This window comes from Streptomyces palmae, assembly GCF_004684805.1.
Taxonomy (GTDB): domain Bacteria; phylum Actinomycetota; class Actinomycetes; order Streptomycetales; family Streptomycetaceae; genus Streptomyces; species Streptomyces palmae.
This window is the reverse complement of sequence record NZ_SRID01000669.1, coordinates 1-1487: the sequence shown is the minus strand read 5'-3', so window position 1 is coordinate 1487 and position 1487 is coordinate 1. Positions and strand designations below refer to the sequence as shown.

General features: G+C 74.4%; 2 protein-coding genes. One reads left to right on the top strand and one right to left on the bottom strand.

The genetic code is table 11. From position 1 onward, the window contains the following. Positions 1-552 (bottom strand): TerD family protein (locus tag E4099_RS31955; protein ID WP_167828564.1); only part of this gene is annotated, 552 nt, incomplete at its 3' end. Positions 553-728: 176 nt separating this feature from the next. Between E4099_RS31955 and E4099_RS31950 the strand changes: the two genes are divergently transcribed. Continuing rightward, positions 729-1307, top strand: coding sequence for a DUF2269 family protein (locus E4099_RS31950; RefSeq protein ID WP_135342580.1), 579 nt, complete (start codon positions 729-731; stop codon positions 1305-1307). Positions 1308-1487: the final 180 nt, after the last annotated feature.

Here is a 1487-nt window from a genome sequence, read left to right as displayed (position 1 = left end):
GGGCAGGGGCACCGCGGGCCCGGTGGGCGCCGCGGGCTGGGGTGCGGCGGGTGCGGCGGGCTCTTCGACCGTCACCCCGAAGTCGGTGGCGATGCCGGCCAGCCCGTTGGCGTAGCCCTGGCCGACCGCCCGCACCTTCCAGGCGCCGCCGCGGCGGTAGACCTCGACCACCACCAGCGCGGTCTCCGGGCCAAGCCGGGGCGGGGTGAAGGTCGCGATCACCGAGCCGTCGTCGGCCCCGCGGACGGTGGCGGTGGGCTCGGTGCCCGCGAAGGTGGCGCCGGGCGTGTCCAGACTGGCGGTCACCACGACCTTGTCGATGTCGGCCGGGAGCGCGGTGGTGTCGATGGTGATGGTGTCGCCACCGCCGGGGGCCGAGGCGGAGTGGCTGACGCCGGGGCCGGTGGGCTGGTTGTAGAAGACGAAGTCGTCATCGGAGCGCACCTTGCCCTGCGCGGTGAGAAGCAGGCCCGACACGTCGAGCCGCACCGGTGCGGTGACGTCCACCGCCACACGCGCGATGGGCAGCGGGAGGTTCGAGCCGGGTGTCATAGCGGTCATGTCCCGGCTAACGATCGACCTGGGTTTACGGTTCCTTGACCATGGAACTCTCCCGCCGGACGGTGGACGGGGCCCCTTGGCCCCGCCGGTTCGGGCGGGCGAACCCGGTGGAGCCTTGCGGCGACCCCGCTGTCGGCCCGCGATCCGCCAGGTCTAGCGTCGATCCCGTGAACAAGCTACTGCTCGTCCTCCATGTGCTCGCCGCGATCCTCGCCTTCGGTCCCGTGGCCATCGCCGCGAGTATGTTCCCGCCCGCCGCCCGCCGCGCCTGGGCCGGCTCCAGGAGCACCGCCCTGGCCACCGCCGGGGGTGGCTCCCCGTCAGCCCCCGGCGGCGACGACCTCTGGGCCCCCGACGACGGATTCGACGCACCGGCCGAACCCGAGGGCGTACTGCGCACGCTGTACCGCATCTGCCGCGTCTACGCGGTCGTGGGCGTGGCGGTCCCGGTCTCCGGCATCGCCACCGCACGCGGCATGGGGGTGCTCGGCGACACCTGGGTGCTGGTCTCCCTGGCGCTGACGGTGGCCGCGGCCGTGGTGCTGGCGCTGCTGGTGCTCCCCGGTCAGCAGGCGGTACTGACCGGACTGCGGGAGCGGGCCGACCAGGACGGTGCCGGTACGGCCGGTGAGGACCACACCCGCGCGGCGGCCCGACTCGCCATGTACACCGGGATCTTCAACCTGCTGTGGGCCGTGGTGACCGTCCTGATGATCGTCCGCCCGGGCTCCAGCACCGGGGTCTGACCCGGGCGCTCCCTCCGCCCCGGCAGCCGGTCGCCGGGGCGGGAACTCGCGAGGCGGTGTGGCTCGATGGGCACCCGGCAGAGGACAATGCCCCCGTGGGCGGCAGCCCATGGGGGCCCAAGAGCCGCCCGCCGAGCGGGAGGCCGGGCGTTACCTGGCCCCGCCCGGCCTCCTCCCCTC